Source organism: Bacteroidota bacterium (assembly GCA_016722565.1).
Lineage (GTDB): Bacteria > Bacteroidota > Bacteroidia > 2-12-FULL-35-15 > 2-12-FULL-35-15 > 2-12-FULL-35-15.
Genome location: JADKIU010000003.1, coordinates 369,216 through 394,085, shown reverse-complemented (window position 1 = coordinate 394,085; position 24,870 = coordinate 369,216). Strand labels below are relative to the sequence as shown.

Sequence of the window (24,870 nt, the reverse complement as noted above, 5' to 3'; positions counted from 1 at the left end):
ACGGACAAAAAGAATCCTTTCAAGCAGATTTTTTATGAACTCATAACGTAGGCCTGATTTAATGAAAAATGTATTTGTGGTTAAATTTTGTAAACGTCCAAGAGGAAATAACTATTTCGTTTGAGGAATAGTCTTAAACTTCACTTTGTACTCTTTGCAAATTTCTTTTGCAACATCTCTGCCTGTTTTTATTGCGATTGGTAATCCACCTCCGGGTTGATTCCAATGGCTGGAATAGTAAAAGTTTTTTAATCCTGGAAATTTAAATCCAACAGGAGATTTGGCTAATAAATTTTTGCCGGGCAACCAGCCTTGTGTACTGCCTTTCCAATTTCCTGTGTAGCGTTGGAATGTAGCCGGGGTAGCAACATCAATCACTTCAATATTGTTTTTTATTCCGCCTAAGGTTTGATCTAAAAGGTCGATAATTTTTTCTGTAAATTCTTCTTTTGCTTGACGGTATTTTGGACGATCATTTTTTCGAGCATCAATCCAAAATTCTCGGTTAGTTGTATAATAACTTACCGTTACCGATGTTTTCCCTTTTGGAGCAAGTGTGTTGTCGTAGTTATAAATATGTACTTCAAATCGCGGATATTCCGAACCATCCGGAGACATAAGTGGTTTGTCCAATGGAACGCGAAAAAAATGCGGCCATTCACTCAAATCCTTGTTTATCCCAAAGGAGAATTGCATGACGGAATAAAACACTTCAAACTTTTTTAAATCACGTACATCCAACATGTGTTGGTCTACAAACTTTCCATCTAATGCCTCAAATGCTGTAAAGTTCCAATCTGCAGCAGAAAGGGTAATGTCTGAAAAGTGTTTCACATCGTTTCTCACCAACAATCCTTTTGCAACACCATCTTCTGTAATGATTTTTTTAACCGGTGTTTTATAATGCATGGTGCCGCCTAATTTAATATAGGTTTGCTCAATTTTTTTTGCAAATTCCATTGAGCCACCAATCGGATAGCCAGCACTTTTTTTATCGAATACAGATAATGGCATTGTTAATACCATCATGTTTACTTCTTCACCATCATACAGCAATTCAAAGCTTTCGCGCAGGAATGGATTCTTAAATTTTTTAGCGTACGTATAATTGGTGTAATTTTTAATTTTTAAAAACCAGTATAAAAATTCCAGATACTTCGTCATTTTTATACTTCGAACAATGGCCGGAAAGAACGGCAAATCATCCATGATGGGAGGTAGGTCAAACTTTTGCATGATGCGCATCGGTTTGATGAATTTTTTTATTTCCTCGGTATCTTCCGGAGCCAAATCAATCATGTAGTTTTCTAAAACCGTCAGATTGGTATATAGCTTAAAGTTTTTTTTCCCGTATTTATTGGCGTGATCTTTTGTTCCCACTTCCACACGAATATCATGGTTATGAAATTCGATTTTTTTCATGTCCAGTATCTCCGACCAAATTTTATAAAAGGAAGAACCAGTATCCGAACCCAATATCCAATGTGCACAACTATCAAAGGTGTATTCCCCTTTTTTCCAGCTGGTGCAGAGCCCACCCGGGATAGAGTGTTTTTCGAAGATATGCGTTTCAAAGCCGTTCATCTGCAAGTAAATGCCTGCAGTTAAACCCGAAACGCCTCCTCCGATGATATTGATTTTCATGGTAGTTTTATAATGCCTAAATATAAAAACAAAAAAGGAGATGTGTATTTATCATCTCCTTTTTTTATACTAAGTTGTTTGGTAATTAATTCCCTTTTGCAGCTTCTTCAGCAGCAGAGGCTTTTTGCATTCTGATAATTTTTGCAAGTGTGCTAACCGCACGCTCATGCTTTTTTACGAATGGATTTTCCATATCCCAAACATATCCTGCTAATACCGAACAAATTTGTTTTTTGATTCCCGGATCCGGTTCTTTGGTGAAGAAGATCTGGTGTAAATCACCATTGTACCAACTTTTTACATAGGTTCTGAATGTATCAATTCCCTGCATCATATGGTCAACATATTCCGTTTGGAAGTCTACCTTTTCTCCTTTTAATTTTCTGGAAACGACTTTTGCAGCTGTAGAACCTGATTCCATCGCAAACGTTACTCCTGAAGAAAACACTGGATCCAAAAACTCGGTTGCATTTCCTGCAGTTACATATCCTTTATCATAAAATTTGGTGGAAGTAATGGCATATCCATCAATCGTTCTTGGTGATAAAACCATTTCCTGACCGCTAAAACGCTCTTTCAAAATTGGGTTTGCATTCACCAGGGCTCTCATTCTTTCTGATGCATCTTCCGGATAATCTTTGAAAAATTCCGGATTCGCAACATATCCAACAGAGGTTTCTCCTGTTGAAAAAGGAATTATCCATATCCAAACTTCTTGTTCATGGATAACAACGGTGATTCTATTTCCTTCAGCACCTTCATGACGCTTCGGATCTTTAAAATGCGTGAAGTGTGTTTTGCGTGGGTCGAAACTGGATTGCTTGTTTAGTCCTAACAAATTTGGAATAACACGACCATAACCACTACAGTCGATGATATAACGCGCTTCTATTTTCTTTTCATTTCCATTGGCATCAACTACCGTTGTTACCGATGATTCATCTTCGTTAAACTGAATTGCTGTAACTCCCATCTCAAATTCAACGGGAATTCCCTTTTTTGCAACGCCTTCCGCTAAAACTTTATCAAATTTAGCACGTTGTACTTGCCATGTCCAAGTCCATCCTTTGCTGAATTGGTCTGCGAAATTAAAATCGCATACTTTGTCACCCAATAAAAATTTTGCTCCGAATTTCTCTTGAAAGCCTGCTTTCTTTACATCTTCCAATAATCCGGTTTCATCCAAGTGATCCATTACACGTGGCAATAAGCTTTCGCCAATCACAAAGCGTGGAAATTTTACTTTTTCTACTACACGAACGCTTAATCCGTTTTTGTGGACAATAGAAGCTGCTATACATCCCGCAGGACCAGCTCCAATAACCAATACATCTGTTTTTTCAGTATTCATATGCATCATTTTTGAACTAAAACAATTGATGTTTTAAATTGTTCATTTTCGTTGAAATTCTGCAACAAATGTAGCCAATATTTGAAGAAATAGGAGGGATTAAAACATGAATTTTATCAGGATGACCACTGTCTTAATTTTTGCTAAATTTGCCACCCATGACGTCCGTTGCACCCATAATTAAAATTGAATCCCTTAGCAAAACCTTTCAGGGGGCTGATCGCCCTGCTGTGAATGGTATTTCATTGGCCATCCATGAAGGGGAAGTGTTTGGTCTGTTAGGACCCAATGGGGCTGGAAAAACAACTACCATTTCGATTCTTTGTGGTTTATTTCCTCCAACGAATGGCAATATACTTATTGATGGAAAAGCGATCCGTAAAGATATGGATGACATCAAACAAATTATTGGTGTCGTTCCTCAGGATATTGCCCTTTATCCAATGCTTACTGCCCGCGAAAACTTGAGTTTTTATGGGCATATGTATGGGTTAAGCGGGAAGTCCCTAAAAGATAAAATTGAAAACTGGCTGGACCATTTTAGCTTAACCGATGCTGCAAACAAACGATTGTCTACCTATTCCGGTGGTATGAAACGAAGGGTGAATTTGATTGCCGGTATTTTGCACGACCCTAAAATTTTGTTTTTGGATGAACCTACCGTTGGGGTGGATGTGCAATCCAGAAATGTGATTGTCAATCATTTAAAAGGATTGAATACGTCTGGGATGACGATCATTTATACTTCTCATCACATGGAAGAGGCAGAACATTTTTGTTCACGTGTTGCGATTATCGATTATGGAAAAATTATAATAGAAGGAAGTCCGAAAGAATTGATTGCAGCAAATACAGGATGCCGGAATTTGGAAGATGTGTTTTTGCAGTTGACGAAACGGACGTTGGGTGATTAAAGACTTCTCGACTCCGCTCGAACTGACATACTCTTCAGTTCGAGCTTAGTCGAGAACAAGGGAACTAGAAGAATGATTAAATTATTAGCTGCCATAAAAAAAGAAGCATTGATTCTATTGCGAGATAGAGTGGGGCTTGCTGTGCTTTTTATTATGCCGATGATTCTCATTTTTGTGATGACACTCATTCAGGATTCTGCTTTTAAAAGTTTGAATGAAAGGGGTATCCCAATTCTTTTTGTGGATGAAGACAAAGACACATTAGGTGTTTCAATCGAACAAGGATTGCGTAATTCGGGGATGTGCACATTTAATAATACCATTGATGGAGTACCGGCCACTGCCGAACAATTAGAGAAAGCGGTTTCTGATGGGAAATTTTTAGTGGGCATTGTTGTTCCAAAAGGTGCAACACAAGCCATTCGAAACAACGTTAAAACGTTGGTACAACAAACACTCGGAACATCCGATACTTCAACGCCTATTTCCGATTCGATAGAAATTAAAATTTATATTGATCCCATTACTAAGAAATCATTTTTAACAGCTGTCACCAGTAGCTTGCGTGAATTTATTTCGGAGATCAAAACAAAAATTATGTTCCAAACTTTTTCGGAGCAGATTTCTGAACTGATTCCCGATAAAAACAATGCGCCTAAAAATGCATTTTCGCAATCGCAAATTATCAAGTATAAAGAAGTATATGCATCCAAACAGATTGGCGAAATTGTTCCCAATGCCGTTCAGCACAACGTTCCGGCCTGGGCCATTTTTGCAATGTTTTTTATTGTACTTCCATTGGCGGGAAGCATGGTGAAAGAAAAAAATGATGGAAGTGTGCTGCGTTTACAAACGGTTCCTACTTCCTATCTCATCTTCTTAGGTGGAAAAATTTCTGTTTATATTTTAGTGTGTTTGATTCAGTTTGTATTGATGCTTTCTGTTGGATTGGTGTTTTTACCGATGTTAGGTTTGCCAACATTAATCATAGGGAATAGCACTGCCGCCATTGTATTCCTTTCACTTTCCACTGCATTGGCCGCAACAGGATTTGGTGTGATGATGGGAACCATTGCTAAAACAGAACAACAAGGAGCAATTATGGGTTCATTAACAATTCTATTGCTTTCAGCAATTGGCGGAGTTTGGGTGCCAACATATGTGATGCCGGAGTTGATGCGCAACATCAGCGTGGTGTCGCCACTCAACTGGGCACTCAATGGATTCTATGAATTGTTTTTAAGAGGAGGAGGCTTAGCAGATATTGCTGTCGGTTCAGTCAAACTAATCGTATTCTTTGTATTTACAATGGGTGTTTCCTTAATTGTAAATAGATTTAAAAGGAAAGTTTAGAGAACTTTAAGTAGAAAAATCATTGTACTCAATTAAGAACCATCTTTCGCAGATACATTTGAACATGTATTGAATACAAATACCATTTTCAATTCCTTTCCAGCAAAACATTCTTTCATCGGAATTTCTCAATTTCATTTGAAAATTATCATAAATCTGAGATGTATAAGTATCATTGCTATAGAGTGGCGTATACTTCCAGTCAGAGATTTGTAATTTTTCAGTTAGATATTCATCTCCGTTTACTAAAGTTGTAGAAGTCAAAGGGAACTTAATTCTTGAAAGTTGAAAGGTGCTATCGGAAATGAATTTTTCAAAAAATGAATCAAATTGCTCTGCAGTTGCAGAAGGCTGCATCCACTCAATATTGGCTTTTTTTTTATTAAGATCATTTGCTACTCCCTCTGCAAAAGATTTCATATAACCTATCCAATATCCTATAGTCAATAATACTATACCTAATAGAATGGCAAGGAGCGCCTTTTTCATTTTTTTGTCAAATATATTAATAAGCATAATCAGAAAGATATTCAAAATCCTTCATCAATTTTCCATCCTTACAAATACTTGCTCGTTCAATAATTCCATCCGTATCTTCACCAATAATGCTCGGAAGCACACGTTCCATCAAATCTTTTCCAAAATCATCGCTGGCATCGCGTGGCAATTCACATGGTAAATTGTCAACTGCCATAATGCATACTGTATCTTTATTAAATGGCAAATCTTCTTTGTCTTCACGAATATTATACCCGTAAAAAGGTTTATCAATCGAGGAGGCACGAATAGTGGTTGGGATAGAGCCCGGAACATCACAGGTGATATCCGCAATTACGCTGATGTGGAAATCAGGTGCTTTCATGTCGGATAATTCAAACATACGGGGAGCACGAGGATCCCAGTAATGTGCAGAAATATAAATATCCGTCACCTTTGCATATTTCGCGAATGTGGATTCAAAATGTTCAGGGTGGCCGAAAAAGTCTTGTAAATCAAAGTTGTGATCGCCTTTGCGTTCCACATAATCGCGTGGATTCAATTGGCAGTAAACCGGTTCCCGAAATGATCCCATCATAAATTCTTCCGGAGTTACTTTTCGGATACGCAATGCACTTAATGTTTCAATTGCTCCGTTGGCTACACGTCCACCGCCCGTTAACGCAATTTTAATGTTGGGCAATTTAACACGTTTTAATTCTTCTTCCATTTCTGCTCTATCTCTGCATATATTGGCAGGACGTAATTGAAAGAGGTCGTATTTTTTTCCGTATCCTAAAATACCATTGTAAGCACCCACAATGCCGGCATAACGCCCAAATCCAATAATACGGTTGTGGTTTTTATCGGTCAGCGTTTCATAATCAATCATCTGAATTTTCTTCTCAATCAAGGTATGCATCAACTTTTGATTGTGTGCTTGTTTTTTGATGGTATGTGAAAAGAAAAAATATTTTTTATTCGCCAATAAGCGGTCTTTTGGTACTTCTTTTACACCCATCAAAATTTCACAGTCGCTTAAATCTTCTTGCAATGGAACACCAAAAGCCGTGTATTCAGCATCTTCATAACAACGAATTTTGCTAGGTTGTACAACAATTTCTAGGTGTGGATATTTACGTATTAATTCAGCACAGATCAATGGAGTTAATGGAACTCGCTTATCCGGTGGACTTTTTTCTTCGCGCAAAACGCCAATCTTTAATTTATTCATCTTGTTTTTTATTGGGATACAAAGATAGTTTTTATCAGGAAATGAGCGTCATTCGCTTGTGTTCAATTTTTAATCTATCGGAAATTGGATTGTGAATTTGGTGCCACCCTTTCTGTCTAATGTTACTTTTCCTTCAATTTGGTTGGTTAACAGGTCAACCAATTGCAAGCCCAGTGTGGTGGTGTTTTGGAAATCAATTTCTTTCGGAATACCTATTCCATTATCGGCTACTTCAATCACATACAATGCGCTATGTTTTGTTTTTTTATGCAAACCAAAACGTAAGTAAATGTCTCCTTTGCGATTGTTTGGAAATGCATATTTATAGCTATTGGAGATTAGCTCATTTAAAATCAGACTGCAAGGAATAGCGGTGTCAATTTTGAAAAAATGAGGTTGCATATCCGCATTCATGTGAAATTTTACTTTATTGGGATGTAGGCTATAGCTATTATTCATCTGGTGAATAAAAGAATGCACATATTCTGTAAAATCGATTTGCGATAAGTTTTTGGATTGGTATAATTTCTCGTGTACCAATGCCATGGCCCGAATCCGGTTCTGACTTTCCATGAAGGTCTCCAATAAATCAGGTTGAGTTATTTTTTCTGATTGTAAATTGAGTAAGCTGGAAATAACTTGTAAGTTGTTTTTTACACGGTGGTGAATTTCTTTCAGTAACACTTCTTTTTCATGAAGTGAAATGGTGGAGGCTTCCAGCTCTTCACCCAGCATGTTGATGCCTAAAGCGAGTGCGTCAAAATGACTTTTTTTGTTGGAAAGGCGGGCTTTTTTATCGTATTTTAAATTCGCAAAGGAGATGACAACTTTTAAAATCTCATCAATACGTTTCGAATTCTCTTCTTCTTGCTTTTTGTTGGATTTAAGTGTGTTTTCTAATTTTTTTAATCCTTTTAATACTTCTGTTTTTTTGTTTGCTTTTGCTTTTATCTTTTCACCTGTTAAAGCACACACTCGCTTATATATTTCGTCCAAATCTTTAGGCATACTATTCTTTTGAAAATTGTTTTAGCCAAAGTACAGCTTTTTCTTCATTTGTAAAAAGTCGGACAGGAACAGTGGATTTGTTCAAGCCAAGAAAAAAGTTACCGATGATTCTACTTGCAGGCGATTTGATGAGCAATCCGATAGCAGTGATGCCCGGTGTTCTGTTTTGCATCGAAAAATGATCGCGTGCTTCTTTGCTGATTGATTTTATCTCTTTCAAATTCACTAACATTGGATAAATCGTATCCTTAGAAATGTTTTTAACAGCGGCACTGTTTTCGAGGGCGTCTTTTAGCTCAATCACGGCATTGGGTTTTACAACTGTATAGCAAATGTTGTTGTCGTTAATCCAGGTTGTAAATGCTCTTAATTCTGCTTTGTTAATCATTCAACTAAAATTTAAATCGCACTTGTGCTCTTACTTCCGACTTTGTATTTCCTTGTATTTCGGTAAGTGAACCTTCGCTAATCACATCTTTGTTGTCGTAAAACGTTTGAGAATAACGCAACCATAATTCGATTCTTCTGGTTAAGTTGTAGTCGAGTAGAATGTAAAATCGGGAGCCTCGGTCGTAATAGGCAGGAATGGAATAAGATCCCGGGACATCATTCTCATACGCATAAATGCGCGCATCGTAACTGTCGGTTTGGAAAATAGCATAACGAAGTGTTACCGAGAGTGGTTTACCTAATTTACTGTACACCACATCTTGATACACCAAATATCCTTTTTGTGTTTTGTTATTATCCAATTTATAATCGATTAACTCTACTCTGTTTTTGAGTTTGATTGATGGAGTAATTGAATAAGAAATGTTGAAGCGATAATTACTTTGTTTTACGGGCACCAAGTAATTAATTAAATCAACACCTGTTGCATTTTTTTGTTTGTCGCGTGTTCTTAAGCGTACATACATATCCACTTTCTTGGAGGGTGTATAATTGAATTGTGCCATGTAATCATTGCCGTATGAAGGAGCATTGACCTGATATCTTAACCAAGGAAATTCAAAACGATCGTAATAGGCAGTAACCGTTGTTTTGTTGGTAGGTTTGGCTACCATCCCGATATACAATCCTTTTTCGTTTGCAGGTCTGGTGCTCTCTCCAAATCCATTGCTCATCAAATTTTGAAAATTACGTTCGTAATAACGGTGTAAGAGTGTTAAAGATAAGCGAGGATCTAAACTGATTAATGTTCCATTCACAAATGCCTTTCCTCCATTTTTACTAATAGCCGCTTCGCCAAAAAAATTGAAATTGCGAACAATAAAATTATAATCAATCCCGGCATTGAAATTTTTGGAAGATGCAAATTCAAACTGATTGTAATACGATAATGCTCGATCATAATTTGCATCCAATTGATAACTCAAAGCGGTAATACCCACATTGAATTTTCCACCTTTGTAAGCAATGTTTCCACCCAACATGGTTTGTCGAATCGCATCTTTGTCGGCTATTTCACTCGATGTGCTATGATATCCGGTTTCTTGCAAGGCAGATATTTCTGCTGCTTCACCCGTATCGGTGGTGTCGCTTACATTCGCATCTACACGCTTACGGGAATAAAATGCGGTTGCTTCAAATTTTTTGAATCCCAGGGTGGTTGCACCGCCACGCATAAATCTGTTTTCGTCAACGGAAGTGTAGGCCCGTAACCCGCCAGCGGATCGTTTGGTAGACATAATATCCGAACTCTTTCCAAATGCTTGACCGCTCCAAAGCGTTAAACCTTGTCCGAATGTTGCTTGATAATCTCCAATAGCTAATGCTTTGATGAATTTTACATTTTTCAAATAAAAATGAGCCGAATAAAAATCAAAACCGGTTTGTTGATTTCCTTTCAACGAATTTTCATACCAGTCGTAATTAAATTTTTGTTTGTTTTTAAAAAACAATTCACCTTGATCTTTTTCTGCTGTAATTCCCCAACTGATGTTTGTGCCATAAGTAAAACGATAGCGGGCATAAATTTTATCCGGACTACCGATATAACGCGAGTTGATGCTCTTGGCAAGGGATGCACTGTCGGTGGCAGAGAATCCTGTTTGGTCTTCAATCGTTCGTCCATAGCGGAATAAAACAACATGTTGTCCGTTTTTAAACATTTCCTTCGCTCCGAAATGAGCAGAAGTAAAGTTGTCGGCTACTTTTACATACGGCAGTATTTTTTGAATGGTTTGCAAATCAAACCCGCTGATTCCCTGAAGTTCGTAGATGGTAATTAACTTTCCATTTTTTTCGATGTGTGTAAGTAAATTGTTGATTTGAATATCGTTTAATAATTCCAGTGCTTGTAATTCTTCTCGATTCGTTTTGTTGAGGTTGATGGGATTCTGACTGGAATAAACCAAAACTTCTACGAGATTGGTGTAATCTGCTTCTTCGTCATTTGTGTTTTCGGCAATGTTTTCCAACTGTTGCTGAATGGAACTATCGTCTACTTTTTTTGTAGTGTCTTGCGAATACGTGAAAAGAGAACAATTGAAACTTAAAAGTAGAAGCAACACAACGTTTTTCGAAAAAACGAAATTTTTGTGAAGAAGTAATATGTTTTTGTTATTGTCCAACTTTCGCAGATGTAGCTTCCGTCTTTTGGAAGATATAGGTTAATCCAAGTTGCGGACTGATACCGAGAGTTTGATGATAGTTCCCGGAAACATCAATTTTGAAATTCTTTAAATTGATTCCGAAACCAAAGGAGGTTAATGTTGGGTTGGTTCCAACGCCTACACGAAGATATAATTCTTTAACAGGTTTGTATTCAATGCCCGCTTTAAAGATAGCTTTTTGAGCAATGTCTTTTTCTGTTTCCACTGCAAGGGTTACTTTGTCGGAAAAATTATAATCGCCACCGAAGCGGATAATGGTTGGCAGACGTTCGGTATCGTAATCTGCAATTTTTGTACGAGTGGGATTAAACACATGAGCGCCAATGGTTAATCCTTTTAAGGGTTTTGCTTGTATTCCAAATTCGCCAGCCAGCACTCCTTTGTTTCCATAACCTTCAGCAATAGTAGTGGAGAGGTAGTCCATCGCCAAACCAAAAGAAAGCTTTTCCCCAAATGCTTTTGCAAAGGAAAGGCTGTATTTGTTTTCATGATATAACGAATATCCGTAATTGCTAATGCAAAGTCCGAATGTTCCTCCTTTTACCGGAACAGCAACGGCTCCACCTTTTATACTGATTTCCTTTAAAAGAAAACGATTTTCGTAATAGGCTCCGGCTGAGATGTTGCGAACAAAACCGAGTCCGGCTTGGTTATGGTGCGCACTCCAAACATCCCCAAACGAAACAGAGGCATTCCCTAAACCAGATGAACGAGCGCCCATTGGATTGTTGTCGTTCCAAGCGTGAACGCTCAAAAAGGAGAAAATACTCAAAAGTGTAATATATGCGTGTTTCATTTCAGGGACTATTTTCAACGAAAATCCGGTTTTACTATTACCGCTATGCAAAGGCATTGTTATCAGTTATTAAAATTGTACCGCTAACGATGGTTTGATTTGTTTTAAATTATTGATATTCAGTTAGTTGGTTTTAAACTCAAACTTAATTTCTGAAAGCTCTTTATTGGCTTTCAGGATCTTATTTTTCAAGTTTTCCTTAAAATCGATTACTTTTTTCAAGAGTTCGTCATCCCCGGCAGCTAAAATCTGAACGGCCAAAATTCCGGCATTTTGTCCACCATCCAACGCAACGGTTGCTACGGGAATCCCCGGAGGCATTTGAAGAATCGAAAGTACCGAATCCCATCCATCAATGGAGATTGCAGAGCGACACGGTACGCCAATCACCGGTATTGGGGTGAATGCGGCAACAACTCCCGGTAAATGGGCTGCTCCACCTGCACCTGCGATAATTACACGGATGCCTTTTGTATGTGCATTTTTTGCAAAATCAGCTACTTGTTCGGGTACTCTATGGGCGCTTAGTGCGTTAATTTCGAATGGTATTTTGAATTCATTTAAAATCTTGGCAGCCTCCTGCATAATAGGCATATCAGATGTACTACCCATGATAATACTCACTTTTGGTGTCATAAAATCGTTTTTTTTAAGGATTATAGCAGTAAAAGTATGTTTTTATCAGCGAAGAATAAAATAAAGTTTTCAGGTTTTTTTTCAGCTAAATTTGTTTATTTTTGGTGAATTAATAGCCTTTTTATGAGTAGTGTTGTAATTCACGGACATACGTTTAAGACCAAAATTAGTTCTTCTGAAATTCAAAAAGCAGTTGGAGAAGTTGCCAAACAAATCAATAAAGATTTAAAGGATAAAAAACCTTTGTTTCTTGCTGTGTTGAATGGCTCGTTTATGTTTGCTGCCGATTTAATGAAAAAAGTAAACATCGAATGTGAAATTTCTTTTGTGAAAGTGGCTTCTTATGAAGGAACTTCTTCCACAGGAAAAGTAAAACAACTGATTGGTTTAAACGAAGAAATAAAAGGGCGAACCGTAGTGATTGTTGAAGATATTGTGGATACAGGAAACACCATTGAAAATGTGTGGGAGCAATTGAAAGCATTAGGTGTAGCAGATATTAAAATTGCAACCTTATTGTTTAAACCAAATGCATATACGAAAACGGTTCCGATTGAATACGCAGCCATTGTTATCCCGAATGATTTTATTGTAGGATATGGTTTAGATTACAAAGGACTTGGACGTAATTTGGAAGACATCTATGTGCTGGATTATGAAAATGATAAAAAATAATAATGCTAATTTCTAAAACCTAATCGTATCACTCAAACACTCAACGCCATGTTAAACATTGTACTATTCGGACCTCCAGGTGCAGGCAAAGGAACTCAATCGGAGAAATTAATTGCAAAATATCAATTGGTACACCTTTCTACCGGTGATATCTTAAGAAGTGAAATTGCCGCCGGAACGCAATTGGGCTTAGAAGCTCAAATGTTGATGAATGCAGGTGTTTTGGTTCCTGATGAAGTGGTAATCGGAATGATTAGCTCCAAATTAGATAGCAATCCGAATGCAAAAGGATTCATTTTTGATGGATTCCCTCGTACCGAAGCACAAGCAGAAGCGTTGGATAAGTTGTTGTTTGAAAAACATACCTCTATTACCATGATGTTGGCATTGGAAGTAAGTGATTCGGAATTAACAAAACGTTTGTTGTTAAGAGGAATGGATAGCGGTCGTCCGGATGATCAAAATGAAGGAATCATTCGCAATCGCATTCAAGAATACAATAATAAAACAGCTCCATTGAAAGCGTATTATAGCAATCAAGGGAAATACCGACCGGTAAATGGAATCGGAACTGTTGATCAGATTTTCACAAACTTATGTGCAGTGATTGATCCACGTTCTGCAAAATCGGTGATTGATTCAAAACCGAAAGCAGAAAAGCCGGTTGCTAAAGTTGAAAGTAAACCAGCGAAAAAAGAAGTTGCGAAAAAAGAAGTTGCGAAAAAAGTAGTGACAGTTGCTAAGAAAGCGGCTCCTAAGAAAGTGGTGAAGAAGGTTGCAAAAAAAGTTGAGAAGAAAGTAGCGAAAAAAGTAGCAAAGAAAGTTGTTAAAAAGGTTACGAAAAAGGTCGTGAAGAAAGTAGCTCCCAAAAAAGTAGCGAAGAAATCGGCTCCGAAAAAGGTAGCGAAGAAAGTTGCAAAAAAAGTAGTGAAAAAAGCAGTAAAGAAGATTGTTAAAAAATCTTCACCTAAAAAAGTGGTGAAGAAGGTTGTTAAAAAAGTTGCAAAAAAAGCCGCTCCTAAAAAAGCAGCGAAGAAAAAAAGATAAGTTTTGTGAATAGGCGTATATGCCGAATTGCGTCAGTTTAATTTACTGCAAGGCATTTCCAATGCTAAACGAAATTCCGCACTTGCGGAATTTAGCTAAGCATTGGTATAAGAAGGGGAATAAAAAGAATGGATTCGAATTTTGTTGATTATGTAAAAATTTGTTGTCGCTCCGGAAAAGGAGGACAAGGTTCTGTACACTTACACCGTAGCAAATTAACGGCTAAAGGCGGACCCGATGGTGGTGATGGTGGTAGAGGTGGACATATTATTGTGAAAGGGAACAAACAATTTTGGACCCTCATCCATTTAAAATATCGTAAACACATTATTGCCGAGCCGGGTGGTGCCGGTGGAAGTGCCCGCATGACAGGCGCTGAAGGGAAAGATGAAATTCTGGATGTGCCGTTGGGGACAATCATTCGTGATGCGGAAACCGGTGAAGTAGAAGGCGAAATTACAGAAGACGGACAAGAGATTATTGTTGTGCCCGGTGGTAGAGGTGGATTAGGAAATGATCATTTCAAATCTTCAACAAATCAAACGCCTCGTTATGCTCAGCCTGGTGGCGATGGACGAGATGAATGGAAAATATTAGAATTAAAAGTATTGGCCGATGTCGGTTTGGTGGGTTTTCCAAATGCCGGTAAATCAACTCTGCTTTCTGTTGTTTCGGCAGCAAAACCTGAAATTGCAAACTATCCGTTTACTACACTTGTTCCTAATTTAGGAATTGTAGAATACCGCGATTATAAATCATTTGTAATGACGGATATCCCCGGAATTATTGAAGGGGCGAGCGAAGGAAAAGGAATTGGATTGCGATTTTTGCGCCACATCGAACGTAACTCTACGCTTTTATTTTTAGTGCCTGCCGATTCAGACGATATAGTCAAAGAATATAAAATTCTCTTGAACGAATTAGAAAAATTCAACCCTGAGTTGCTTCATAAAAAACGAATTCTTGCCGTTTCTAAATGCGATATGTTGGATGAAGAGTTGTTGGATGAAATGAAAAAGGATATGAACAAACGATTCAAAGAAAAGAAAACCGTTCCCGTATTATATTTCTCTTCACAAACAGGATTCGGATTGACACAATTAAAAGATGAGTTGTGGAAACAACTGAATGCGAAGGATAATACGTTTGATTATTAAGTATGTTTTGGAACGTTTTTAAGTGATCGGATTTCGTTTTTTGATTTTTTTTAGTGTTAAATTTGCCCTATGACAATAAAGTTCGGAGCATTTGCTTTTCAGCAAAATAGTTTTAACTTTATTACATGATTAAACGCCTACTTTTTTCTTTCCTTATCATTTTTACTGTAGTTACTGTAAAGGCTCAGAACCTTGTTGTCAACCCTTCATTTGAAGACTATACAGCCTGTCCGACATCTGTTGGAGATATTTATAAAGCTGTAGGATGGGATACGTTTAATGATAGTCCTGATTATTTTCACTCATGTTCCTCCAATGTTCCCAATAACGGCTATGGATATCAACCAGCTGCTCAAGGTGGTGCCTATGCAGGCTTAATTACATACTGGGATGGGGGTCTTTACAGAGAAATTATTGGTGATAGCCTATCAATTCCATTAATTCCGTTTCAAAAATATTATTTATCGTTTAAAGTCAATTGTGCTGATGGTGCTCCAATGGGCTATAACACGAATAATATCGGGGCAAGATTTTCAACTGTTAAAACATCTACAGTTAATATAAACAACAATGCTACAATAAATTACAATTTGGTTATCAATGATACGATGAACTGGCTCAGGGTGTCGGGTTCGTTTATAGCAGACTCGGCTTACAAATTTCTTCTAATTGGAAATTTCTTCGATGATTTAAACACAATTGTTACTAATCCTTCCACTGGAATTTATGCTTATTATTTTGTTGATGAAGTTTGTCTTGCAACCGATTCGATGTTCTGTGCTAATTACGTTACGTCCATAAATGAATTAAATGATTCTAAAACTATCAGCCTTTTTCCGAATCCAGCTGATAACCTAATCTCAATTCAAACAGAAAGCGGTTCGCCAATTTCAATCTATAATTCACTTGGCCAAAATGTGTTTTACAGGGCGAAGTGTAGCGAAATGGTTGTTATAAACACAGAGGATTGGAACGCTGGATTTTATTTTGTAAATATTTCCAATACGACATATAAATTAATCATTCACCATTAAATCAACGAAACATGAGAAAATTCTTAGTATTGTTTGTTTTTACGACTGTGTTCGTCAATCTTTTATTCAGTCAAGGAGGAAATCCAGGACATCTTAGAGTTCCAGGTCAATTCCTCGGATGGGACGGCACAGGTCCTGCGGGGGCCTTGCAAGTACGCAACGATTTTGCTACTCAACCCATCACTTTCTTTGCTGGTGGTCCTCAACGTATGACCATTCTAGGTACTACTGGTTTCGTAGGAACACCAAGCTAAAGACAATATTTTAACTTAATTTTTCAGTAATATGAAAAAACTTTTATTTTACTTCTTTGTTTTGTTTACCGTAATGATGAAAGCTCAGGTTAATCTTGTACCGAATCCTTCGTTTGAGCAATACACAGGATGTCCAGATTATTGGGACCAAATTAATTACACCCTCGATTGGACAGCCTATAAGGGTTCACCCGATTATTACAACATTTGCGGTGCTGTTGATTCATTTAGCGTTCCTCAGAATTTTATAGGTTATCAATTACCAGCTTCTGGGAGTGCTTATTGCGGAGTAATTTTGTATGACAAAGCAAATTTCGGAAATGATGAATTGATTGGAGCAAATTTGACAGCTCCATTACTAATCGGAACAAAGTACTTTGTTTCATTTAAGTCGGTGCTTAAATACAATAATCCTTTTGATATTTGCTGTGGACAGAATAAGATGGGAGTGAAGTTTTCTACAATGTCTTATAATATTTCAAGCCCTCCTATTCAAAATAATTTTGCTCACGTTTATTCAAGTGCTGTTATTTCTGATACATCTAATTGGACACAGGTTTTTGGTTCATTTGTATCTGATTCAATGTATACAAATGTTATGTTAGGTAATTTTTTTGATAATGCTAGCACAACAATTAATGACATTCAGCCAGCAAATAATTCAAGCTATTATTTTATAGATGACATTTGCGTTTCCACTGATTCTCTGTATGCTTTGAACTATATTTATACTGATGTTCCAGAGATTGAGTCAAGTAAAATCTTCATCTACCCTAATCCTACAAGCGAGTTTATTAAAATTAGCTCTGAAAAATTTAAAGACGCATTCTCGGTGAAAATTTATAATACACTCGGTCAGGAAGTATATTCTGTGAATTCCAACAATAATGAGCCAATTGACATAAGCAAGTTCAATAATTCTATTTTATTAATAAAAGTCATTTACAATAATCAAGAATATTTTTCTAAAATCATTAAAACTGAAAAACCATGAAACACTTCTCCAAAGTCATCAGTTCAGGTGCGATTGTAATTATCGTACTTCTTCTTTGTTCACCAGCGTATTCTCAAAATTGGCAATTAGGTGGTAATCCTAATCCTCCAATGAACCTTGGAAATAATTTTCTCGGTTCATCTGCAACAAATAATATTCCAATTCGGCTGGGAACCTTCGGTATAACGAGGTTATTTATTCAAAACAATACTGGTCCTACCGCTGGCTTCATTGGTATCAATACTGGAACACCTAATCAATTACTTACAGTCAACTCGGGTAATGTAAACGTACAAGATTTTATACTTCCATTAATTCAAAATAACGGTTATATGATAGGGAATGTCATGACTATGTGGAGAGGACAAACTGGAAATTTTCGTAATATTTTTGTTGGTGCTCAAGCAGGTGTTGTGAATACAACTGGAGCAAACAATACATTTGTGGGATGGCAATCTGGAATAAGCAATACAACAGCGGAAAGAAACACATTTATTGGAGCGCGAGCAGGTTTTAACAATACAGCATTGCCTGCAAATGCGAATACTTTTATTGGTTATTCAAGCGGATCTCAAAACACAATTGGTAATTCAAATACTTTTATTGGTGAGATATCAGGTGTTAGCAATAAAACAGGAAGTTACAACACTTATCTTGGTGCTTACTCCGGTGAAAATTTAACATCATTAGGCAATGGACATCACAACACTTTTTCAGGATACGATGCGGGACGAGAAATTAATAGTGGTTTTAACAATTCAATTACGGGTGCAATAGCCGGCTATAACATCAGAAATGGTAACGAAAATGTTATTAATGGATATTATGCTGCTCGTCTAATTTTAGATGGTTATGGCAATGTTTATAACGGAGCATATTCTGGGCATGACAATCAATTTGGTTTTAATAACGTTTACAATGGATTTGAATCTGGATACACTGAGAGCGGAAATACTTGCACTTATGTTGGTTACCGTGCGGGTTACAATGGTAATCCTACCTCTACTCCAAATTTAATAAACTCCTCAGCACTTGGTGCTAATGCCATTCCTAATGCAAATCATAAAATGATTTTAGGTGATAATAATGTTTGGGTAGGTATTGGTCTTTCAAATGATTTAACCCCAAGTTTTGGTCCGCAAAACAGTTTAGAAATTAATGCTCGAGTAAATGGTACAGGGGTTGTGCTTCCGAACGCAAGTGGATTGCGTTTTAGACAATTAACATCTAGTAGTCCTACTGTTACAAATCCAGGGCTAGGTGTATTGGCTTTAAGCAGTGACGGAGATGTAATTTATGTGCCGGAAAACAATTCTAATATAGGAGGATATTGTGGCACAGCTATTCCATTATCAAATAATTTTGATGTTCCATTGAATGGTTTTAACTATTATTTCTCTGACCCCGCTGGAATCTTAAACGATGGAGTTAATTTTGTAAAAATTGGAGACAATTGTACCACTCCGATTTCTTCTAAATTAGAAGTACATAGACGAGTTACAAACAATACACAATTTCAAGTTTCAGGTTCTTATACGTTAAATGATGATGTTGCCCAATCAACTATTCTTACTGGATATGGTTTTGGAACATCTGGCAATGCAACAGGAAATAATAGAATTAATAGTGGCGTTTATGGAACATCTAGTGGTGCGACAACAAATGTTGGAGGATATTTCGAATCTCGTTCAAATTTTGTTAGCGCAACAGTAAATGCAGAAAATCACGCTGTAGAAGCTTTTGCTACCAATGCGCAAAATAATATTGGTGTATTCGCAGAGGCAGATGGAAGCACTGCAATCAGAAACACCGCTGGAAGTTTTGTATCTAACAATGCAACGATTAGAAATGTGGGTATTATCCACAACAAATGGCTCAGCAAGTAGTAATTTCGGAGGACGATTTGTTGTGTCTGCGGGAGTGAATAATAACATTGGCGTCTACGGCAGTGTGCCAGGAACAGGAGCTACTGAATATGCAGGTTATTTTGATGGTGATGTGAATATTAACGGGACTATAACGGTTACGACATATGGTCCATCTGATCAAAATATCAAAACTAATATAGATTCCCTTTCTAATGCGCTACAAATTATTAATCAGTTAGCACCAAAGTCATTCTTTTTTGATACTTTAAATTCCCACAATCTGAATTTACCAAGTGGCAAACAATATGGTTTAATAGCCCAGCAAGTGGAAGTGTTATTGCCTGAGCTTGTTTCAAGCACAACAACGCTTCCACAATATGATTCTTTAGGAAATATAACAAACCCCTCTTACACTTTCAAGACATTAAATTACAATGCATTTATCGCAATTCTAATGAAAGGAATGCAAGAGCAAGAAAATAAAATTGATAGCTTGACGCAAACCTTAACCGATGTAATTTCGACTGTGAATTCATGTTGTAATAGCAATCACAACATGCAACAAAATGGTAATTCCACCATCGCAGGATCATCTATTGATATCAATTTAAAAGACAATCAAAACATCATACTTGAGCAAAATGTACCCAATCCATTTGCTGAACAAACAGCAATTAATTACTTTTTACCTGAGACTGTTTTGAAGGCACAGATGCTCTTTTATAATGCGCAAGGCAAATTAATACAATCAGTTAATTTAAATGAAAAAGGAAATGGAAGTATTAACGTTTTTGCTCAAGACCTTTCTAATGGAATTTATACCTATACTCTTGTGGTTGATGGAAAAATAATTGAAACAAAAAAAATGGTGAAGCAGCAGTAATAGCAATAGTAAGTATATTTGCATGTAAATTGAATTTGCTAATAAATTATGAGCCTAATCACATCCATAAAAGAAATTGACACTGCGCTTTTTCTGTATCTAAACAGTAAGTACAATTCCTTTTTTGATGTGGTCATGTTTTGGGTGAGTCATAAATATTTCTGGATTCCACTCTACGCATTTTTTCTATTTCTTTCTTATAAACATTTTGGCAAAAAGGTATGGTTGGTTGCTCTCGGAGCAGTTTTGGTAATTGTATTGGCCGACCAAATTTCTGTACATGCATTTAAACAGACCTTCATGCGTTATCGTCCTTGTCATAATTTAGTAATTCAATCGCAAGTGCATTTGAACGATGGCTGCGGTGGAACGTATGGATTTGTTTCTTCTCATGCTGCCAATACCTTTGCCCTGGCTATGTTTTTAAGCTTACTGTTTAAAAATAAAATCAAGTATTTCGGATGGGCTATTTTTGGTTGGGCGGCATTTGTTTCCTATAGTCGCATTTACAATGGTGTGCATTACCCTGCTGATATCGCTGTTGGTGCGATATTAGGAATGGGTATCGGAATCTTAGTGTTTAAAATTTATCAATTACTTAATAGAAAGATTTACAATGAATAATATTCTACTCGTATTTTTAGGCGGTGGATTAGGCAGTGTCGCTCGATTTGGGATTTCTGAAATTGTAAAAAATAATTTCAAATCTTCTTTCCCGATTGCCACATTGTGCTCAAATATTTTAAGCTGTTTGGTTTTAGCTTTGATGGTAGGTGTGTTTAGCGGAAAAGCGGATGCAAGTCCGGCATTAAAAACGTTAATTGTTATCGGCTTTTGTGGTGGATTCAGCACCTTCTCTACATTTAGTTTTGAAACTGTGGAGCTGATGCGTTCCGGGAATATGATGATTGCCATTGCGAATATTTTAATCAGTGTAACTGTTTGTGTGGCATTGGTTTATTTTTTATCGAAACAAACCGCCTAATTGCATTGGTTCAAACTCTTTAATATAAAATGATGAAGAAATATTTTTTATTTATTGCTGTAAATGTGTTTGCTTTTACGGCTGTTGCACAAACAACTAAACCAGCTCCAAAAGCTACAAAACCAAAATTGATTGTTGGAATTGTAATTGACCAAATGCGCTATGATTATATCTATCGTTTTTGGGATAAATTTGGAACGGATGGTTTTAAGAAATTAGTGAACGAAGGGTTCTTTTGTAAAAACACCAATTTCAATTATGTGCCAACGTATACTGGTCCTGGTCATGCTGCTGTTTATACCGGAACAACTCCGGCTGTAAATGGAATCATCGCCAACGATTGGTTTGATAAAAACACCCAGAAGTACATGTATTGTGCGGAAGATAATAAAGTAACAGGTTTGGGAACAACTGCAAAAGAAGGGAAACGGTCGCCAGTTAATTTACTCACGACTACTATCACCGATGAATTACGCATTTCTTCTAATATGAAATCAAAAGTAATCGGAATTGCTTTAAAAGATAGAAGTGCCATCTTGCCAGCCGGACATGTTGCCAATGCTGCCTATTGGTTTGATGGAAGCAATGGCTGTTTTATTTCAAGCACGTATTACATGGCTGAATTACCAAAGTGGGTGCAAGAGTTCAATAAAAAAGAATTACCTAAATTCTATTTGAGTCAGCCTTGGAATACATTGTTGCCAATTGAAAAATATACCGAGAGTTTGCCGGATGATAATAAATATGAAACCTTGGCTAAAGGAGAATTAAAACCCGTGTTTCCACATGATTTGCCAAACTTGTATCCTAAGAATGGCGGTTATGGAATGATACGGAATACACCTTTTGGAAATAGTTTAACAAAAGATTTTGCGATTGAAACAATGAAACAAGAAAACTTAGGAAAATCCACAGCCACTGATTTTTTAGCGATTTCTTTTTCTTCTCCGGATTATATCGGACATAGCTATGGTCCGAATTCAATTGAACAAGAAGATGATTACTTAAGGTTGGATAAAGATTTAGCAGAGTTAATAAAAGCGATTGAGTTGCAAGTTGGAAAAGGCAATGCTTTGATATTTTTAACCGCTGATCATGCAGCTCCGGAAGTACCGGCCTATTTGGTTGATTTGAAAATTCCTGCAGGATATGTGAATGAGGATAAAATGACAGACAGTTTGAAAAAGTATCTGACGAAAACCTATGGTGATTCCTTGGTGTTATCATATTCGAATCAACAACTATTTTTAAATCACCGAGTGATTGAAGCAAAAAAATTGTACTTGCCACAAGTACAAGAAGATGTTGCTGCTTTTATGATGAAATTTGCGGATGTATCGGAAGTGATCACTGGAACAACAATGAACAATACCCAGTTCACAGAGGGGGTTCGTTATCTGATGCAAAAAGGATACAATGCGAAACGTTCTGGGGATGTGCTTGTAAATTATTCTCCCGGTTATGTTGATTTTATGCCAACAGGAACCACTCATGGTTCTCCTTATAGTTATGATACACACGTACCTTTGTTGTTTTATGGTTGGAACATCAAACAAGGAAGTTCAACAGAACAAGTTTATATTACGGATATTGCGCCTACATTGGCCATGTTGTTGAACATTCAATTCCCGAATGGCACCACAGGAAAACCGATTTCGTTTATTGTTAAGTAAACCTCATCCCTTAATCCCTTCTCCAAAAGGAGAAGGGGTAGGGCAAATTTTGTGTGTAAAAAAATATGAAAATTGAGACTTACCTAAAAGGCAATTACGAGATTTCCACAGATAAGTCGAAATTGGATATTGCTGTTATACATGGATTTCTTTCCACTTCTTATTGGGCTGAAGAAATTCCTGTTGAGATTGTTCAAAAAGCAATTGAAAATTCGCTGTGCTTTGGCGTTTATGATGGCGAGAGACAAATTGGTTTTGCAAGAGTGATTACAGATTATGCAACGTTTGGTTATTTAGCGGATGTTTTTATTATTGAATCTGCTAGAGGAAATGGACTCTCCAAATGGTTAATGGAGTGTATTCTGATGCATCCGCAATTGCAAGGATTGCGTAATTTTTGTTTAATGACGCAAGATGCGCATACGCTTTATGCGCGTTACGGATTTAAAAATATTCCCAAACCTGAAAATTTTATGGCGAAGAAGATTGATGGAATTTATAAAAAGAAGAAATAATACAAAGCGAGAATGCTCTATTCAGAGCGTCATTGCGAGGAACGAAGCAATCTCTACCAATTAACAATTCTAATGATCATCGTGAGAGATTGCTTCGTTCCTCGCAATGACGGTTGCCATAAGGGCTTTTTTTAATAGTGTGTTTTTTACTCCGCATTATTTCTTCATAAAATGACCGCGGTCAATTTAAATCACTACTTATCCAATTATAATGCGTACCTTTGTTTCATATTACATGAATTAAACTACTCATTGTTATGCTGGCTTGTCCAGTATCCTTATCTCTCAATGCTTTCGGAGTATCATTATCCCAAAAATTAGAAGTTTAACCAGTAAAAAAGAATTCCTTTTCATCAGACCGATGAATGGAACGTCTATCATTTTATTCGGTCTATAACTAAAATACATATACAATGTCATTTGAAAATTTAAATTTAATTGAGCCGATCCTTAAGGCTTTAAAAACAGAAGGATACACAACACCTACTCCCATTCAAAAACAATCCATTCCATTGGTATTGGCTAAAAAAGATTTGTTAGGTTGTGCACAAACGGGTACAGGAAAAACAGCAGCATTTGCTATTCCGATTATCCAATTATTAATGGAAGACAAAACGCCACCGCAAGGAAAACGTCACATTAGAAGTTTGATTTTAACCCCAACAAGAGAGTTGGCTATTCAAATTGGTGAGAGCTTTGCCAATTATGGAAGAAATACCAACTTAAAATACAAAGTAATTTTTGGTGGCGTAAATCAATTCTCACAAGTTGAATCTTTGCGTGCCGGAATCGATGTGCTCGTTGCTACTCCCGGTCGTTTGTTGGATTTGATGAATCAACGTCATGTGGATATTTCAAGAATTCAAATTTTTGTTTTGGATGAAGCAGATCGAATGTTGGATATGGGTTTTGTAAACGATGTGAAAAAAGTAATTGCAAAATTACCGGCTAAACGTCAATCTTTATTTTTCTCAGCAACCATGCCTCCGGTTATTGTGAAGTTGGCAGATACCATTTTGGTTAACCCTTCAAAAGTAGAGGTAACTCCTGTTTCTTCTACTGCAAATACAATCAATCAGGTTGTTTATTTTCTAGATAAAGAGAATAAGAAAAACTTATTGGTAGATTTATTGAAAGATAAAAAAATCGAACGCGTATTGGTGTTTACAAGAACCAAACATGGAGCAGATAAAGTGGCCAAAGATTTAATTAAGAATGGAATTCAATCGCAAGCGATTCATGGAAATAAATCCCAGAATGCTCGTCAGAATGCATTGAATAATTTCAAATCTAAATTAACACGCGTTTTGGTTGCTACGGATATTGCAGCACGTGGAATTGATATTGATGAATTAACGCACGTTATCAATTATGAATTACCAAACGTTCCTGAATCGTATGTTCACCGCATAGGTAGAACAGGAAGAGCAGGAGCAAGCGGAATTGCAATTGCTTTTTGTGATGCTGAAGAGAAAGAATATTTAAGAGATATTCAAAAGTTAATTGGGAAAGATATTCCGGTTATTGATAATCATGCTTATCCGTTAATGAATCACAATGTTGTGAAAGCAGCGAAACAACAACGTCCGCCTCGTAATCATGGACAAAATAGAAATGGAAACGGGCAACGCAGTGGGGGAGGAAATGCTTCTTCTGGTGCAAAACCAAATTCATCAGCACCTAAAAAGAAATGGTTTGGCGGTAAACGCAAACATACAACTGCATCTTAAATAATTTCTCGACTCTGTTCTAAATGA

Annotated in this window: 24 protein-coding genes; 15 read left to right on the top strand and 9 right to left on the bottom strand. The window is 36.9% G+C overall.

All coding sequences use genetic code 11. The features are described 5' to 3' along the window. Positions 1–111 precede the first annotated feature (111 nt). Together IPP64_12840 and IPP64_12835 are read right to left on the bottom strand one after the other, a co-directional pair. The gene (locus tag IPP64_12840; protein ID MBL0330275.1) at positions 112–1,644 is read right to left on the bottom strand and encodes an NAD(P)/FAD-dependent oxidoreductase; all 1,533 of its coding nucleotides are present in this window, start codon (positions 1,642–1,644) and stop codon (positions 112–114) included. Positions 1,645–1,729: 85 nt separating this feature from the next. Continuing rightward, positions 1,730–2,995 (bottom strand): tryptophan 7-halogenase, encoded by a 1,266-nt coding sequence (locus tag IPP64_12835; protein MBL0330274.1) that lies wholly within the window; start codon positions 2,993–2,995, stop codon positions 1,730–1,732. A 158-nt stretch (positions 2,996–3,153) separates the two neighbouring features. Here IPP64_12835 and IPP64_12830 point away from each other — a divergent pair, with 158 nt between their 5' ends. Together IPP64_12830 and IPP64_12825 are read left to right on the top strand one after the other, a co-directional pair. After that, the gene (locus IPP64_12830; GenBank protein MBL0330273.1) at positions 3,154–3,909 is read left to right on the top strand and encodes an ABC transporter ATP-binding protein; all 756 of its coding nucleotides are present in this window, start codon (positions 3,154–3,156) and stop codon (positions 3,907–3,909) included. Positions 3,910–3,981: 72 nt separating this feature from the next. Then, positions 3,982–5,262 carry an ABC transporter permease gene (locus tag IPP64_12825; protein ID MBL0330272.1) on the top strand — a complete coding sequence of 427 codons (1,281 nt, stop codon included), beginning with the start codon at positions 3,982–3,984 and terminating at the stop codon, positions 5,260–5,262. A gap of 6 nt (positions 5,263–5,268) precedes the next feature. Here IPP64_12825 and IPP64_12820 read toward each other — a convergent pair whose 3' ends face one another. The 7 genes from IPP64_12820 to purE all read right to left on the bottom strand — a co-directional run bounded on the left by IPP64_12820 (position 5,269) and on the right by purE (position 12,028). Further along, the gene (locus IPP64_12820) at positions 5,269–5,751 is read right to left on the bottom strand and encodes a DUF4348 domain-containing protein (protein ID MBL0330271.1); all 483 of its coding nucleotides are present in this window, start codon (positions 5,749–5,751) and stop codon (positions 5,269–5,271) included. A 16-nt stretch (positions 5,752–5,767) separates the two neighbouring features. Further along, positions 5,768–6,973, bottom strand: a complete 1,206-nt coding sequence (locus IPP64_12815) for an alanine dehydrogenase (GenBank protein ID MBL0330270.1) — start codon at positions 6,971–6,973, stop codon at positions 5,768–5,770. Between the two features lie 69 nt (positions 6,974–7,042). Continuing rightward, complete coding sequence (locus tag IPP64_12810) at positions 7,043–7,981, bottom strand: hypothetical protein (protein ID MBL0330269.1); 939 nt, start codon at positions 7,979–7,981, stop codon at positions 7,043–7,045. 1 nt (position 7,982) lies between these two features. Then, positions 7,983–8,369, bottom strand: a complete 387-nt coding sequence (locus IPP64_12805) for a hypothetical protein (GenBank protein MBL0330268.1) — start codon at positions 8,367–8,369, stop codon at positions 7,983–7,985. A 4-nt stretch (positions 8,370–8,373) separates the two neighbouring features. Further along, positions 8,374–10,491 carry a helix-hairpin-helix domain-containing protein gene (locus IPP64_12800; GenBank protein ID MBL0330267.1) on the bottom strand — a complete coding sequence of 706 codons (2,118 nt, stop codon included), beginning with the start codon at positions 10,489–10,491 and terminating at the stop codon, positions 8,374–8,376. Positions 10,492–10,543: 52 nt separating this feature from the next. Then, on the bottom strand, positions 10,544–11,392 hold the full coding sequence (locus IPP64_12795) for a hypothetical protein (GenBank protein ID MBL0330266.1): 849 nt from the start codon (positions 11,390–11,392) through the stop codon (positions 10,544–10,546). Between the two features lie 123 nt (positions 11,393–11,515). Then, positions 11,516–12,028 carry a 5-(carboxyamino)imidazole ribonucleotide mutase gene (gene purE / locus IPP64_12790; protein ID MBL0330265.1) on the bottom strand — a complete coding sequence of 171 codons (513 nt, stop codon included), beginning with the start codon at positions 12,026–12,028 and terminating at the stop codon, positions 11,516–11,518. Positions 12,029–12,151: 123 nt separating this feature from the next. On the opposite strand from purE, the gene hpt reads away from it, so the two are divergent. From hpt to IPP64_12725, 13 genes are all read left to right on the top strand, one after another. Beyond that, positions 12,152–12,703, top strand: coding sequence for a hypoxanthine phosphoribosyltransferase (hpt, locus tag IPP64_12785; GenBank protein ID MBL0330264.1), 552 nt, complete (start codon positions 12,152–12,154; stop codon positions 12,701–12,703). A gap of 48 nt (positions 12,704–12,751) precedes the next feature. Beyond that, the gene (locus tag IPP64_12780) at positions 12,752–13,750 is read left to right on the top strand and encodes an adenylate kinase (protein ID MBL0330263.1); all 999 of its coding nucleotides are present in this window, start codon (positions 12,752–12,754) and stop codon (positions 13,748–13,750) included. A gap of 128 nt (positions 13,751–13,878) precedes the next feature. Continuing rightward, entirely contained in the window at positions 13,879–14,907 is a 1,029-nt protein-coding gene (obgE, locus tag IPP64_12775) for a GTPase ObgE (protein MBL0330262.1), read from the top strand. Between the two features lie 125 nt (positions 14,908–15,032). Beyond that, on the top strand, positions 15,033–15,941 hold the full coding sequence (locus tag IPP64_12770) for a T9SS type A sorting domain-containing protein (protein MBL0330261.1): 909 nt from the start codon (positions 15,033–15,035) through the stop codon (positions 15,939–15,941). 47 nt (positions 15,942–15,988) lie between these two features. After that, entirely contained in the window at positions 15,989–16,195 is a 207-nt protein-coding gene (locus tag IPP64_12765; protein ID MBL0330260.1) for a hypothetical protein, read from the top strand. 31 nt (positions 16,196–16,226) lie between these two features. Beyond that, positions 16,227–17,189 (top strand): T9SS type A sorting domain-containing protein, encoded by a 963-nt coding sequence (locus tag IPP64_12760; protein MBL0330259.1) that lies wholly within the window; start codon positions 16,227–16,229, stop codon positions 17,187–17,189. After that, positions 17,186–19,075 (top strand): hypothetical protein, encoded by a 1,890-nt coding sequence (locus IPP64_12755; GenBank protein MBL0330258.1) that lies wholly within the window; start codon positions 17,186–17,188, stop codon positions 19,073–19,075. The genes IPP64_12760 and IPP64_12755 overlap by 4 nt, the downstream gene beginning before the upstream one ends. After that, positions 19,023–19,940, top strand: coding sequence for a tail fiber domain-containing protein (locus IPP64_12750; GenBank protein ID MBL0330257.1), 918 nt, complete (start codon positions 19,023–19,025; stop codon positions 19,938–19,940). The genes IPP64_12755 and IPP64_12750 overlap by 53 nt, the downstream gene beginning before the upstream one ends. Before the next feature lie 48 nt (positions 19,941–19,988). After that, positions 19,989–20,564, top strand: coding sequence for a phosphatase PAP2 family protein (locus tag IPP64_12745; protein ID MBL0330256.1), 576 nt, complete (start codon positions 19,989–19,991; stop codon positions 20,562–20,564). After that, positions 20,557–20,925, top strand: a complete 369-nt coding sequence (gene crcB / locus IPP64_12740; GenBank protein ID MBL0330255.1) for a fluoride efflux transporter CrcB — start codon at positions 20,557–20,559, stop codon at positions 20,923–20,925. The genes IPP64_12745 and crcB overlap by 8 nt, the downstream gene beginning before the upstream one ends. A 29-nt stretch (positions 20,926–20,954) precedes the next feature. Next, a complete protein-coding gene (locus tag IPP64_12735) occupies positions 20,955–22,598 on the top strand; it encodes an alkaline phosphatase family protein (protein ID MBL0330254.1) in 1,644 nt (547 codons plus the stop codon). A gap of 65 nt (positions 22,599–22,663) precedes the next feature. After that, the gene (locus tag IPP64_12730) at positions 22,664–23,113 is read left to right on the top strand and encodes a GNAT family N-acetyltransferase (protein ID MBL0330253.1); all 450 of its coding nucleotides are present in this window, start codon (positions 22,664–22,666) and stop codon (positions 23,111–23,113) included. Between the two features lie 413 nt (positions 23,114–23,526). Then, positions 23,527–24,843 carry a DEAD/DEAH box helicase gene (locus tag IPP64_12725; protein MBL0330252.1) on the top strand — a complete coding sequence of 439 codons (1,317 nt, stop codon included), beginning with the start codon at positions 23,527–23,529 and terminating at the stop codon, positions 24,841–24,843. The last annotated feature ends 27 nt before the right edge of the window (positions 24,844–24,870 follow it).